This window comes from Streptomyces sp. NPDC093261 (genome assembly GCF_044753645.1).
Lineage (GTDB): Bacteria > Actinomycetota > Actinomycetes > Streptomycetales > Streptomycetaceae > Streptomyces.
This window is the reverse complement of record NZ_JBIVNO010000031.1, coordinates 27,301-40,346: the sequence shown is the minus strand read 5'-3', so window position 1 is coordinate 40,346 and position 13,046 is coordinate 27,301. Positions and strand designations below refer to the sequence as shown.

The following is a 13,046-nucleotide window of genomic DNA, read 5'->3' as shown; positions in this document are numbered from 1 at the left end:
GGCCCCAGGCCGACAGGGCGTCGGCAAAGGCGCTCGTCAGGCAGGCGTAGCGTAGAAGTCATGACGAAGTACGGTTCCTTCCCCGGTACGCGTCCCCGTCGGCTGCGGACGACGCCTGTCATGCGGCGCATGGTCGCCGAGACCCGTCTGCACCCGGCCGACCTCATCCTCCCCGCGTTCGTGCGGGAGGGCGTCGGCGAGCCGGTGCCGCTCGCGGCCATGCCCGGTGTCGTCCAGCACACCCGGGACAGCCTGAAGAAGGCGGCGGCGGAGGCCGTCGAGGCCGGGATCTCCGGGATCATGCTCTTCGGCGTGCCTGAGGAGTCGAAGAAGGACGCGCTCGGCACCGCCGGCACGGACCCGGACGGGATTCTCCAGGTCGCCCTCCGGGATGTGCGGGCCGAGGTCGGGGACGAGCTGCTCGTCATGTCCGACCTGTGCCTGGACGAGTTCACCGACCACGGGCACTGCGGGGTGCTCGACGCGAAGGGCCGGGTCGACAACGACGCCACCCTGGAGCGGTACGCCGAGATGGCCCAGGTCCAGGCCGAAGCGGGCGCCCATGTGGTCGGGCCCAGCGGCATGATGGACGGTCAGATCGGGGTCGTCCGGGACGCCCTCGACCAGATCGGGCGGGAGGACGTCGCCGTCCTCGCCTACACCGTCAAGTACTCCTCCGCCTTCTACGGGCCCTTCCGCGAGGCCGTCGGGTCCTCGCTCCAGGGCGACCGGAAGACCTACCAGCAGGACCCCGCCAACTGGCGCGAGTCCCTGCGGGAGCTGGCCCTGGACCTGGAGGAGGGGGCCGACATGGTGATGGTCAAGCCGGCCGGGCCCTACCTCGACATCCTGGCCAGGGTCGCGGACGCGGTCGAGGTGCCCGTGGCGGCGTACCAGATCTCCGGCGAGTACTCGATGGTCGAGGCCGCCGCCGAGAAGGGCTGGGTCGACCGGGACCGGGCCATCCTGGAGACGCTGACCGGCATCAAGCGGGCCGGCGCCCGCACCATCCTGACGTACTGGGCCGTCGAGGCCGCGCGGAAGCTGCGCTAGGCCGTACGGCCTCGCGGCGCTACGGAGCGGGCCACGGGACCGGCGCTTCGGGATCGGCGCCAGGGAGCGGGGCTACGGACCGGCGCCAGGGGATCGACGGAGCGCCTCGGCGCGGAGGGCGACGGCCAGGAGGTCGGACTCCCGGCCCGGCGGGGCGATCAGCTGGAGGCCGACGGGCTCGCCTTGCTCGGTCCGCCCCGCCGGAATGCTGATGGCGGGGTGTCCCGTGATGTTGAAGGCCCATGTCAGAGCGACGCTCAGGGTGGTTCCCGGCCCCTGGTGAGGGTGCGGGGGGTTGGGCGTGGTGGGCGTGGCGAGAAGGTCGTACCCGGCGAAGAGTCCCTCCAGCGCGTGCAGCAGGGCGGTTCGGGTCTCCGTCGCGTTCGCCGCGTCCTTGCCGCTGTTCCCGCCGCCGCGCAGCGCGGTCCAGCAGGGTGCCGGGTCGGGCAGGCGCAGCGGGACGTCCCTCGGGGCGACGGCGTCCGCGTCCGCGAGATCGTCCAGGTGGGCACGGGCGGTGGCGGCGATCCGCCGGGCCGTGTCGGCGAAGCCCAGCGTGGCCGACCAGGCCGTCCGCAGCGGCCGCCGGGGAGGCGCGAGGCCGGGCAGGGTCGCGGTGCCGGCGATGGCGTCGAGGCAGGCGGCGGCGTCCTCGGCGGTGCGGGCGAGCGGGCCGGATACGTTCAGGCCGGCGCGATCGCGGGCGGGCACAAGGCCGTTCGTCGGCTTCAGGCCGATGACCCCGCACCAGGCCGCCGGGATGCGTACCGATCCGGCGCCGTCGCTTCCGGTGGCCAGGGGCACCATCCCGCAGGCCACCGCGGCGGCCGAGCCGGCCGAGGAGCCGCCGGGGCTCCAGCGCGGGTCGTAGGGGTTGAGTGTGGGGCCGCGGTCGGTGGCGCCCCAAGTCTGCCAGGCGGTACCGCGGCCCGGTGTGGCGGTGGCGCCGACGGGGACACAGCCGGCGGCCAGCAGACGGGCCGTCTGGCGGGCGCCGAGCCCCTCGGTGGCCTTGACCGCGAGCGGCACCCCGGCCAGCGGAAGCCGCTCGCCGGCCCGGACCCGGCGGTCGACGCCGGCGGCGTGGGCCACGGCCCGCTCGGGCCAGAGCTCGGTGAACGCCCGCACCGCGCCGTCGAGACGGGCGATGTGCTCCAGGGCCGCGTGCGCCGTCTCGCGGGCCGACACCTCCCCGGCCAGAACCCGTGCGGCGATCCGCCGGGCGGACAGCCGGGTGTACTCCTCGCGTTCCGCCGTCGTCCTCCCCTCGCGCCCGTGTGTGTGCCTCAGTACATCAGGGCCGCCTCCCCGTTGGAGAGCCAGTACGTCACCGTCACGGCGTCGTCGACACGGACGCCCCGCGCCGGGAGGGACGGGTGGGCGGCGGGGCCCGCGGGGAGGGTGAGAGTGAGGGTGCGTGCCGTGCGGGCGTGCGCCGCGCCGCCGTCCGCCGACGACAGGAGCACACCCGCGTAGGCGGACTCCCCGGGGGAGAGGGTGAGGGCGGTGCGCGGTTTGGTCTCCTCGGCGGGCCGCACGACGGAGGGCCCCTCGCCGAAGCGGACCCTCGGGTAGCCGGTGAGGGCGCAGTTCGCGGTCCCCGTGTTGGTCAGCCGCAGCAGCAGGTGGTTCACGGGGCGGCTCACCTCCGTCGCCGTCGTTCTCGTACGGCTGCCCGAGCAGGGGGCGGCCGCGGGCGCCGCCGTGTGCCGGGGGGAGGCGGAGGACGCTGCCGTCGAGGGCCCCTCGTCCCGTACGCCCTCGCCGTTCCGGCAGGCCGTGAGCGCGAGCGCGGCGAGCGCGACCGTGGTGGCGGCGAGCAGACGGGTACGGACGGCGGTGACAGCGGTCATGGGACGGTCCTTCGACATGCGGAGCTGGGGGGTGCCGCCGCTCGACCGGTGGGCGGGAGCGGACGTCTCGATGGTCACAGCTTGAACGGAACGCCGCCCCGGGCGCCACATCCACCGCCGTTTTCGGGACGCCGGGATCGGGGGACGGTGGCTGAGCTGGGCAGACGCCGTCCCCCGGGAACGGTCTCCGGGACGCGGACGACGGTTCGCGCGATCTCCCGAGGCCGAAGTGGGCACGTCCAACTCGCCTCGGAAGTTACGGTGTTGACCACCGGTTGCTCGTTGATTGACCGACTCCTTACGCCGACCTTCAGGGAGAGTCCCATGCCCGGCGATGCCCTCAGCCGCGACCCGGCCGAGCTGAGAAAGCGGATCGACACCACCAAGGCCCACCCGGCGCGTGTCTACGACGTCTTCCTCGGCGGCAAGGACAACTACCCGGTCGACCGGGAGGCCGCCGCCGCCGCGCTCGCCGCCAACCCGCGCGGATACCTCGACGTCCGGCACAACCGCGACTTCCTGCGCCGCGCGGTGACCCGGCTGGCCCACGAGGACGGCATCCGCCAGTTCCTCGACATCGGCACCGGCCTGCCGACCGCGGAGAACGTCCACCAGATCGCCCAGCGGATCACCCCCGCCTCACGCGTGGTCTACGTCGACAACGACCCCGTGGTCCTCGCCCACGCCCGGGCCCTGCTCACCAGCGGCCCCGAGGGACGTACGGACTACATCGACGCCGACCTCAAGGACCCCGCGCAGATCCTCGAACAGGCCGCCAGGACACTCGACTTCGCCGAGCCGGTCGCCCTCGTGCTGGTGGCTGTCCTGCACTTCGTCGAGGACGAGGAGGCGTACCCGATCGTGCGCGAACTGGTGGAGGCGCTGCCCGCCGGCAGCCGGGTCGTGCTCTCCCACCTCACCGAGGACCTCAACCCCCACAACATCCGCGCCGTCCAGCGCACCTACACCGAGCGCGGCTTCACCTTCGTGCTGCGCTCCCAGGACGAGGTCGCCCGGTTCTTCACCGGGACCCCGGGCCTGACGCTCGACGAGCCGGGGGTCGTCCCGGTCCACCACTGGCACCAGGACGGCGCGGCGCCCGCCCCGGAGAGGGTGGACCCGGCCCGTATCGCCGGCCTCGACGACATCGAGAAGGTCCGCTACCACGACATCAACGACGTCACCGACGCCGACATCAACGTGTACGCGGCCACCGGCAGGAAGGCGTAGCCCACGGCCACCGTTCACCTGGTTCCGGAGGCCGTGACCGGCCTCCGGGCGTCAGCCCTTCGTGCCGAACCACAGCTCGGCCAGCGCGTCGAGCCGGGGCTCGGGCGGTACCGGCAGCTCACGCAGATAGAAGGGCAGATCGCTGTACACGTGCAGCAGCGTGTACGCGAGGAGCTGGTCCGGGTCGTGCGGGGCGCGCCCGTAGGCCTCGTAGAAGCGCCGCAACTGGCGCGGGTCGCCGCGGGTGACGAACAGGCCGACGCTCGCGAAGTCGTAGGCCGGGTCGCCGATCATCGCCGGTTCGAAGTCGAACAGACCGGTCAGACGGCGGCCGCCCCGCATGTCGATGGTCAGATGCTCCAGCATGAACTCGGTGTGCAGCAGCGCGAGTTCGGTGGAGGCGGGCAGAGGCACCGAGTCCAGGAAGCCGGTGATGCGGCCGAGCCAGGGCTCGGTGACACCGGTGCCACGGTGTCTTTCGAGCACGCACGCGCGCTGGCGGCGCAGGAACGAGGACCATTCCGAGGGGCCCACGATGTCCGTCAGCGGCTTCCACGCCATCGCGTGCAGCGCCGCCAGCGCCTCGGCCGACTCGGTCACGATCCGGTCCTGGTCGGCCGGCGTGAGCATCGGCCAGGCCTCGGCGACGCTCCTGCCGGGCAGCCGGGACATCAGCACGAACCGCCAGCCGTTCACATACTCGTCGGTGGCGATCAATCGGGGCGTCGGCAAGGGCAGTTGGCCCCACAGATGGCTCAGCACCCGTGCCTCGCGTATGGCCTCGGCCGTCCTGATCCGCGGATACAGCTTCAGCACCATGTCGCCGCCGAGTGCGTACACCGGCAGGGTTCCGTCGTCGAAGCGCCGCAGCGCAAGCCCTACCAGACCCATTTGATCGCACAGGTCCAGGGCCGCCGGACGCAGCACCGTCTCGTCCGAGACGATCGCTTCCAGCTCCTCGTACGTGTCCACGGTGGGCAGCATGCGCCGCATGCTAGGCCCCGCCGGGGCCGTCCGCAGGACGAAACGGGATTTCCGCGCCGGCGCTCTCGTCCGGGCCCACAGCACCGAGCTGTGGGCCGGCTCCACCGCAGGGACGGGCGACGGTCAGTCCCACCAGAAGGACCACACCCGCTGTCCCAGGACCTCGTGCTCGGCGTACTCCCGCAGGGTCTCGCGGTACCCCTGCGTGATGTTGTCCGGACAGAAGGCGAAGTGCTCGGCGGCCACAGCCTCGGCTTCGGCCTGGGTGGTGGGCGGCGCCGCGACCGACAGGAACAGCCGGTCGTAGGTGAGGGCGACGACCCGTATGCCGAAGCGGTCCTCCCAGGAGCGGAGCACGGCGCAGAGGACGGCCGTGTCGTTCTCGTAGTTGACCGGGCCGGTCCAGCCGATGGCGGCGGGGAGGTCGGCGGAACGGCGGGCCGGGACCAGGGCGAGGCGCGGCTCCTTGAACCAGGAGCCGTCGTCCAGAAGACGGTCGGCGACCTCGGCGGCGCGGCTGTCGGGGTCGGCCTCCAGCCGGGGCGCCTCGGCGAGGCCGGGCCAGTCGGGGCCGTGGGGCGCGAGCGTCTCGGCGAGGTCGTCGTCCTCGTCCTCGTCGGGTGCGTCGGCCACGTACTCGTCCCAGAGCTCGGCCAGCACCTCCTCGGCGTCGTGATCGCCGGGATACGACATGCTGCCGGGCGTCAGAAGCCACTCCTGCGGCGCGCCCCCCTCCCCGCCGACGTCGACGAGCACCGGAAGCAGCCCCACCCGCGCGCCGGGCGCGCCCAGCCGCGCCCAGTTCCCGGAGGACGCGGGGCGCCCGGCATGCCACAGCAGCGGCTCGTGCCACGGACCCTCGTCCGTCGCGTCGATCAGGCTCCCCGGGGGGAGTTCGAGCCCGAGCGCGCGCCCGCTCGGATCTGCCGCCAACTTGGGCAGCGGATTGGGAAGTGTCGCCATGGCAGTGACTGTAGGGCCAGTCACTGACAACGCCCTTAGCGGGCCGCGTACTCGGTGAACGCGGCCCAGGCCTCCGGCGAGACGGTGAAGGTGGGGCCGATGGGGTTCTTGGAGTCGCGGACGTGGACGGTGTGGGGGCAGGTGGCGACTTCGAGGCACTGGCCGCCTTCGTCACCGCTGTAGCTGGACTTGCGCCACGTATAGGCGACTTCGAGACATTCGCCGCCTTCGCTGCCGCTGTAGGACGACTTGAACCACTGAAGTGCGGTGCTCATTGCTCTCCTAGCAGACGGTCCAGCAGGCGCTTCGACTCCTGGGGGGTAAAGCTTCCTGGAGTTCATGCTGGACCAACTCCCCAGACGTGCCCGTACGCGACCCCGAACGAACCCGTACAAATAATTTGTACGGGCTCACTCGGTGATCCACGCTAGTCACTCTCCGCAACACTCGTCTCGTGAACGAAACGATTCAACTCCCGCCGTTGCGCGAGAGGTTCTTCCGGCGCGAGCGCCGAGCCGTCCCCGCCGCCCGGCGGTTCGCCCGGGAGACGCTGGCCGGCTGGGGCCTGGCGGAAGCAGGCCGCGGCGACGACGTGCTGCTGTGCGTGAGCGAGCTGGCGACCAACGCGCTGGTGCACGGGGTGCCGCCCGGCCGCCAGTTCCGGGTGTTCCTGCGGTACGACGGTGCCGTGCTGCGCGTCGAGGTGCACGACAGCGGTGGCGGTGAGCCGCGTATCCCGGAGCAGGCGGACGAGGGCGGGCGCGGTCTGCTGCTGGTCGCCGCGCTCGCCGACAAGTGGGGTGTCGACGAGCGGGACCCCGGCAAGGTGGTGTGGTGCGAGTTCGCCACCGCACCACCCGGAGGCGTCACCAGGTGAGGGCGTCGGCCGCGCTGGACTGCCAGTACGTCGCGGTCAGCTTGCTGTCGTAGTACACGCCCTTGGCCGGCAGCGTCACGGTGGCCGTGGGGCCTGCGTCGCTGCGCGGGGTGCGTCCCTGGAAGATGACGCTCAGACTGTGGCCGGTGGTTCCGTTCTCTCCGCTGCCGTCGGCGGCGGAGAGGCGCACGCCCGCGTAGCCCGACTCGCCGGGGGCGAGCGTGACCACGGCTTGCGGCCGGCTCTCCTCGAACGCCCCGGGCGCCCACTGCATCTCGTCGAACCGCAGATAGGGGAAGTACGTCAGGTCGCACGGCCGGGAGCCGGTGTTCTTGACGGTGAGCAGCATGTGGTTCAGGGGGCGGGACACCTGCTGGGCGGTGACCCGGGTGTTGGCGCCGTTGCAGAGGACGGGAGTCGAGGACGTCGCCCCATGGCCCGAACCGGAGCCGGAGGCGCGGCCCGTGGACATGCCGGTGCCCTTGCCGGCCGTCGTGCCGGTGTGGGACGCCGTGTCCGTGCCCTGCGCGGCCGACGAGCCGGAGCGGGAGTCGGAGGCGGTATGCGAGGCCTGGGCGCTCTGTGCGGCGGGCGCCGACGCCCCCTCGTCCTGCGTGCCCGTGCCGCTCTGGCACGCCGTGAGGGACAGGGCCGCGAGGGCGACGGTGGTGGTGAGCAGCCCGGTGCGGGAGCGGGCGGTGCGGAAGGTGCGCATGAAGGGAAACCTCTTCGCGGATCCGGTCGGTGCGTGCCGCCGGGCCGGTCGGCGGGGCGGCGTGCTTGGATGGCAAGGAGCCTGCGGGGTGATCCGTCCCAGCCGCCACGACCGGCGCACCTTCAGGGACGCTGGGACGCCCGCACTGCTCTGAGCTGGGGAAACGTGCTGTTCCTGGGACGCGCGCAGGGACACGGGGGGTGGAGGAACGGTGTCGGGGGCGGATGCGGCAGGCGCGTTCGGGCAGTTGCTGAGGGAACTGAAGGAGCGGTCCGGGCTGAGCTACGGAACGCTGGCCAGGCGGCTCCACTTGAGTACGTCGACGCTGCACCGGTACTGCACCGGGGACGTCGTACCGACGGACTACGCGCCCGTGGAGCGGCTGGCCCGGCTCTGCAAGGCGTCACCCGAGGAACTGGTCGAGCTGCACCGGCGATGGGTGCTGGCCGACGCGGTGCGGGAGAGGAAGGGCAAGGCGGCCGCCGTACGGCCTGGTGACACGGAAGGATCGGAGCCCGGCGGCAGGACGGAACCGGAGTCCGGTGGCACCGGGGAGCCGGAGCCCGGTCCGGAGACCGTCTCTGTGGGGGCGAGCGCCCCGGCAACTCCCGGCGGCCGTCGGCGCGTCCGATCCGCGGTGCTCGTCCCGGTCGGCGCACTCGCGGTGCTGGGCGCCGCCGTACTGGCGTGGGCCCCCTCCTTCGGCCTCGGAGGGGACCACGCCAAGAGCCCCACGGGGGCGTCGTCCGGCGTGCGGCGAACCGTGGACGGGGGCGGCACGGCACGCCCCGCGGGCCCCTCGCCGTCGCGGTCCGGTCAGGGCGCGGGCGAGAAGGCCGACGGGAAGCGGGACCCGGGGCCGAGCGCCGGGCCCGGGGCCCCGAGCACCGGTCCGGCCACGTCCCCGGCCGCCGTCCCCGCCGTACCGCTGACGGTCAACACCCGTCCGTACGCCTTTGAGGACCCGTGCAGCCAGCACTACCTGATCGACCGGGCGCCGCAGCGGGTACCGCCGCCGCCCGCCGAACAGGACGCACCGGGCTGGGTGTCGGCGCTCGGCGCGGTGTCGTCCGGGGAGCAGTACGTGGTGCTCACGGTGCAGGGCACCGGCGCGTCGACCGTGGTCCTGGAGGACCTGAGGGTCCGGGTGATCTCGTCCGACACACCCCTGGCCTGGAGCGACTACGCCATGGGCGTGGGCTGCGGCGGCGGTGTGGAGACCAACGGGTTCGACGTCGACCTGGACGCGGGGCGCCCGTCGGCGGCGCCCGCCCAGGGACAGCGCGACTTCCCGTTCAAGGTGAGTGAGTCCGACCCGGAGGTCTTCCAGGTCCGGGCCCGAACCGCCGCGCACGATGTGCGCTGGTACCTGGAACTGGAGTGGTCCAGCGGCGCGCGGCACGGCACCGTGCGGATCGACGACCACGGCAGGCCGTTCCGGACGAGCGGAAACACGGGGCGGCCGGGCTATGACTTCCCGCTCGGCGGCGCGGAGTGGATCACCCGGCCGGTCGCCTGACGCGCGAGAGCCCCGCACCCCGGGAACCGGCCCGGGGTGCGGGGCTCTTCGCGACGGTGGCGCGGCGTCAGAGCCGCTCAGGCGTCCTGATGCCCAGCAGGGCCATGCCCTCGTGCAGCGTGCGGGCCGTGACGTCGCACAGGAAGAGGCGGTTCTCGACCTGCTCGGGGGTCTCGGCCTTCAGGACCGGGCACTTGTCGTAGAACGACGTGTACAGGGACGCAAGCTGGTACAGGTACGCGGCCAGCTTGTGCGGGGCGTACTCCGCCGCCGCCTCCGCGACCGTCTCCGCGAACTGGTCCGCGTGCAGGCCCAGGGCGCGTTCGGCGTCGGTCAGTTCCAGCTCGGGGTGCGCGGCCGGGCGCACCTCGCCGGCCTTGCGCAGGATCGACTGGATACGGGCGTACGCGTACTGGAGGTACACGGACGTGTCGCCGTTCAGCGACACCATCTGGTCCAGGTCGAACTTGTAGTCGCGGTTCGCCGACGTCGACAGGTCCGCGTACTTCACCGCGCCGACGCCCACCTGGGCGCCGCGCTCGGCGATCTCCTCCTCGGACAGGTCCTGTGCCTTCTCCCGTACGACGGCGGAGGCGCGGTCGATCGCCTCGTCGAGGAGGTCGACCAGCCGGACCGTCTCGCCCTCACGGGTCTTGAACGGCTTGCCGTCCTTGCCGAGGACCGTGCCGAAGGCGAGCTGGTACGCCGTCACGTCGTCGTTCAGCCAGCCGGCCCGCCGCGCGGTCTCGAAGACCATCTTGAAGTGCAGCGACTGGCGGGCGTCCACGACGTAGATGATCGAGTTCGCCTTGAGGTTGAAGACACGGTCGCGGATCGCGGAGAGGTCCGTGGCCGCGTAGCCGAAGCCGCCGTCGGACTTCTGCACGATCAGCGGGACCGGGTTGCCGTCCGGGCCCTTGACGTCGTCGAAGAAGACGCACAGGGCGCCCTCGGAGCGGACCGCGACGCCGGACTCCTCCAGCAGCCGGCACGTCTCCTGGAGCATGTCGTTGTAGCCCGACTCGCCGACGATGTCGGGGTCCCGGATCTCCATGTCCAGCTTCTCGAAGACGGAGAAGAAGTAGATCTTCGACTCGTCCACGAACTTCTGCCAGATGCCGAGGGTGTGCGGGTCGCCGGCCTGGAGGTCGACCACCCGGCGCCGAGCGCGCGTCTTGAACTCCTCGTCGGAGTCGAAGAGCTTGCGCGCGGCCTTGTAGAGGCGGTCGAGGTTCGACATCGCCTCCTCGCCCGTGACCTCGGCGGCCTTGTGGTCCAGCTCGTGCGGGTGCTCGTCCAGATACTGGATGAGCATGCCGAACTGGGTGCCCCAGTCGCCGATGTGGTGGCGGCGGATCACCTTCTCGCCGGTGAACTCCAGCAGCTTGACCACGGAGTCGCCGATCACCGCGGAGCGCAGATGGCCGACGTGCATCTCCTTCGCCACGTTCGGCTGGGCGTAGTCGATGACCGTGGTGCCCGGGTTCTCCGCGTACGGCACGCCGAGGCGGCCCTCGGGGTCGGCGGCGCGGGCGGCGAGGTTCTCGGTGATCGCCTTGTCGGTGACCGTGATGTTGAGAAAGCCGGGTCCGGAGACCTCGACGTCCTTGATCACGTCACCGGTGACGACATGGGAGACGACCTGGGTCGCCAGCTCCCGCGGGTTCGCCTTCGCCTTCTTCGCGAGCGCCAGGATCCCGTTGGCCTGGAAGTCCGCCCGGTCGCTTCGTCGCAGCAGCGGGTCCGCGGCGGCGGCCTCCGGCAGGGTGGCCGAGAGGGCGTTCGCGAGGTGCTGGTGGACGGAGGCGGTGAGGGACGTGACCGAGGCCATGAGGTGGGTGCCGTTCTCCTCGTGCGTGCGGATGGATGTGGCCAGTATCCCATGGGGGTAAAGCGGTTTTTCCGGGTGCGGCCGCGCGTGAGCGGCGCGGCGTGGGCGGTGACGCGCGGGTAAGAGCTTGAAAAGCGGTTTTCGTGGATGCGGTTTCGGCAGGGACAATGGATCGGACAGCCGTGTGACCGCGCGGCTGATCCTGAGGAACCCCCAGAAAAAGAGGACGTGCCGATCGTGGCTCAGAGCACCGAGACCACCGACTGGGTCTCCCGTTTCGCGGATGAGGTCATCGAGGAGTCGGAGCGCCGGGCCCCGGGCAAACCGGTCGTCGTCGCGTCCGGGCTCTCCCCCTCCGGGCCCATCCACCTGGGCAACCTGCGCGAGGTCATGACGCCCCACCTCGTCGCCGACGAGATCCGGCGGCGCGGGTACACGGTGCGCCACGTGCTGTCCTGGGACGACTACGACCGGTACCGCAAGGTCCCCTTCGGTGTGCCGGGCGTCGACGAGTCCTGGGCCGAGCACATCGGCAAGCCGCTGACCTCCGTGCCCGCCCCGAAGGGCTCCGCGTACCCGAACTGGGCGGAGCACTTCAAGGCCGCGATGATCGAGTCGCTGGCCGAGCTGGGCGTCGAGTACGACGGCATCAGCCAGACGGAGCAGTACACCTCCGGCGTCTACCGCGAGCAGGTCCTGTTCGCGATGAAGCACCGCGGGGAGATCGACGCGGTCCTCGCCCAGTACCGGACCAAGCCGAAGGCCGCCGGGAAGAAGCAGCAGAACAAGCCCGTCGACGAGGCCGAGCTGGAGGCCGAGGAGGGCTCCGGCGCCGCCGCCGAGGACGACGGCAGCTCCGGCTCCGCGGGGTACTACCCGTACAAGCCCTACTGCGGTCGGTGCGGCAAGGACTTCACCACCGTCACCGCGTACGACGACGACACCACCGAGATGACGTACTCGTGCTCGGCCTGCGGGTTCTTTGAGACGGTGCGGCTGAGTGAGTTCAACCGCGGCAAGCTGGTCTGGAAGGTCGACTGGCCGATGCGCTGGGCCTACGAGGGTGTGGTCTTCGAGCCCTCCGGCGTCGACCACTCCTCCCCGGGCTCCAGCTTCCAGGTCGGCGGGCAGATCGTCGGGATCTTCGGCGGCAAGCAGCCCATCGGCCCGATGTACGCCTTCGTGGGCATCAGCGGCATGGCCAAGATGTCCAGCAGCAAGGGCGGGGTTCCGACCCCGGCCGACGCGCTCCAGATCATGGAGCCGCAGCTGCTGCGCTGGCTCTACGCCCGCCGCAGGCCCAACCAGTCCTTCAAGATCGCCTTCGACCAGGAGATCCAGCGGCTCTACGACGAGTGGGACAAGCTGGCGGGCAAGGTCGCCGACGGGTCGGCCCTGCCGGGCGACGTGGCCGCGTACACCCGGGCCGTCGGCACCGCCGCCGCCGAGCTGCCGAGCACCCCGCGCCCGCTGCCCTACCGGACCCTCGCGTCCGTCGCCGACATCACCGCCGGCCACCAGGACCAGGCGGTGCGGATCCTGTCCGACCTCGACCCGGCCAACCCGCTCGCCTCGCTCGACGAGGTCCGGCCGCGGTACGACCGGGCCGAGGCCTGGATCAACACCCAGGTCCCGGCGGACCAGCGCACCATCGTGCGCGACGAGCCGGACGCCGAGCTGCTGAAGTCCCTCGACGAGCAGGCGCAGCAGTCGCTGCGGCTGCTGCTGGACGGCCTGGAGGAGAACTGGTCGCTGGACGGGCTCACCCACCTGGTCTACGGAGTGCCCAAGGTCCAGGCCGGGTTCTCCGCGGACGCGACCCCCAAGGAGCTGCCCCCGGAGATCAAGACCGCCCAGCGGTCGTTCTTCGCGCTCCTCTACCACCTGCTCGTCGGCCGTGACACCGGCCCGCGTCTGCCCACCCTGCTGCTCGCGGTGGGGCAGGACCGGGTGCGGAGGCTGCTCGGCGAGTAGTTCCGCGCACGCGAGCGAGTAGTTCCGCGCACGCGAGCTAGGAGTCC

Annotated in this window: 12 protein-coding genes; 5 read left to right on the top strand and 7 right to left on the bottom strand. The window is 71.9% G+C overall.

What is annotated here, in order from left to right:
- The first annotated feature begins 60 nt into the window (after positions 1-60).
- Positions 61-1,053, top strand: coding sequence for a porphobilinogen synthase (hemB, locus tag ACIP94_RS36480; RefSeq protein WP_402435801.1), 993 nt, complete (start codon positions 61-63; stop codon positions 1,051-1,053).
- A 72-nt stretch (positions 1,054-1,125) separates the two neighbouring features.
- Here the strand turns inward: hemB and ACIP94_RS36475 are convergent, their stop codons facing one another.
- Both ACIP94_RS36475 and ACIP94_RS36470 read right to left on the bottom strand, forming a co-directional pair.
- A complete protein-coding gene (locus tag ACIP94_RS36475; protein ID WP_402435798.1) occupies positions 1,126-2,241 on the bottom strand; it encodes an amidase in 1,116 nt (371 codons plus the stop codon).
- Between the two features lie 98 nt (positions 2,242-2,339).
- A complete protein-coding gene (locus ACIP94_RS36470) occupies positions 2,340-2,906 on the bottom strand; it encodes a DUF4232 domain-containing protein (protein WP_402435795.1) in 567 nt (188 codons plus the stop codon).
- Between the two features lie 324 nt (positions 2,907-3,230).
- On the opposite strand from ACIP94_RS36470, the gene ACIP94_RS36465 reads away from it, so the two are divergent.
- Complete coding sequence (locus ACIP94_RS36465; RefSeq protein ID WP_402435792.1) at positions 3,231-4,136, top strand: SAM-dependent methyltransferase; 906 nt, start codon at positions 3,231-3,233, stop codon at positions 4,134-4,136.
- 51 nt (positions 4,137-4,187) lie between these two features.
- Here the strand turns inward: ACIP94_RS36465 and ACIP94_RS36460 are convergent, their stop codons facing one another.
- From ACIP94_RS36460 to ACIP94_RS36450, 3 genes are all read right to left on the bottom strand, one after another.
- The gene (locus ACIP94_RS36460) at positions 4,188-5,120 is read right to left on the bottom strand and encodes a phosphotransferase family protein (protein WP_402435789.1); all 933 of its coding nucleotides are present in this window, start codon (positions 5,118-5,120) and stop codon (positions 4,188-4,190) included.
- A 123-nt stretch (positions 5,121-5,243) separates the two neighbouring features.
- Positions 5,244-6,083, bottom strand: coding sequence for a DUF4253 domain-containing protein (locus ACIP94_RS36455; RefSeq protein ID WP_402435786.1), 840 nt, complete (start codon positions 6,081-6,083; stop codon positions 5,244-5,246).
- 35 nt (positions 6,084-6,118) lie between these two features.
- On the bottom strand, positions 6,119-6,358 hold the full coding sequence (locus ACIP94_RS36450; protein ID WP_402435783.1) for a DUF397 domain-containing protein: 240 nt from the start codon (positions 6,356-6,358) through the stop codon (positions 6,119-6,121).
- Positions 6,359-6,537: 179 nt separating this feature from the next.
- Here ACIP94_RS36450 and ACIP94_RS36445 point away from each other — a divergent pair, with 179 nt between their 5' ends.
- A complete protein-coding gene (locus tag ACIP94_RS36445) occupies positions 6,538-6,960 on the top strand; it encodes an ATP-binding protein (RefSeq protein WP_402435780.1) in 423 nt (140 codons plus the stop codon).
- Here the strand turns inward: ACIP94_RS36445 and ACIP94_RS36440 are convergent.
- Positions 6,950-7,675 carry a DUF4232 domain-containing protein gene (locus tag ACIP94_RS36440; RefSeq protein WP_402435777.1) on the bottom strand — a complete coding sequence of 242 codons (726 nt, stop codon included), beginning with the start codon at positions 7,673-7,675 and terminating at the stop codon, positions 6,950-6,952. The genes ACIP94_RS36445 and ACIP94_RS36440 overlap by 11 nt on opposite strands.
- 211 nt (positions 7,676-7,886) lie before the next feature.
- On the opposite strand from ACIP94_RS36440, the gene ACIP94_RS36435 reads away from it, so the two are divergent.
- Entirely contained in the window at positions 7,887-9,194 is a 1,308-nt protein-coding gene (locus ACIP94_RS36435) for a helix-turn-helix domain-containing protein (protein ID WP_402435774.1), read from the top strand.
- Between the two features lie 67 nt (positions 9,195-9,261).
- Here ACIP94_RS36435 and argS read toward each other — a convergent pair whose 3' ends face one another.
- Entirely contained in the window at positions 9,262-11,025 is a 1,764-nt protein-coding gene (argS, locus tag ACIP94_RS36430; protein WP_402435771.1) for an arginine--tRNA ligase, read from the bottom strand.
- Between the two features lie 228 nt (positions 11,026-11,253).
- On the opposite strand from argS, the gene lysS reads away from it, so the two are divergent.
- Positions 11,254-12,999, top strand: coding sequence for a lysine--tRNA ligase (lysS, locus tag ACIP94_RS36425; protein WP_402435768.1), 1,746 nt, complete (start codon positions 11,254-11,256; stop codon positions 12,997-12,999).
- The last annotated feature ends 47 nt before the right edge of the window (positions 13,000-13,046 follow it).